The organism is Mesorhizobium sp. LNHC252B00, from assembly GCF_000502955.1.
Taxonomy (GTDB): domain Bacteria; phylum Pseudomonadota; class Alphaproteobacteria; order Rhizobiales; family Rhizobiaceae; genus Mesorhizobium.
The window spans coordinates 1-247 of sequence record NZ_AYWO01000181.1 but is presented as its reverse complement, the minus strand read 5'-3'; the positions used below and the strand labels follow the sequence as shown (position 1 = coordinate 247).

1 pseudogene is annotated in these 247 nt (G+C 64.4%); it reads left to right on the top strand.

The features are described 5' to 3' along the window. A pseudogene (locus tag X744_RS0139535) lies at positions 1 to 247 on the top strand (lipopolysaccharide biosynthesis protein); the annotation flags it as partial.

Below are 247 nucleotides of genomic sequence, written 5' to 3'. Positions count from 1 at the left end.
CGCACCTTCTCGATGATGCTCGTGCAGCGCATGATGCGTGCGCCGGAGCTGCTGTCGCGCCTTGCGGTAAAGAGCGGCATCGAGGGCGGCGTGTTCCTCGTTTCAACGCTGGCGCTGGCAGCGCTTGGCATCGTGCTGCATTTCTTTCCCAACGCGCTCGGCAGGAATGTTTCCGAGGCCGCACCCCTGGTGGCGTTGGCGATCTGCGTGCCTGGACTGCGCAACCTGGTCGAATACCAGGCCGAGC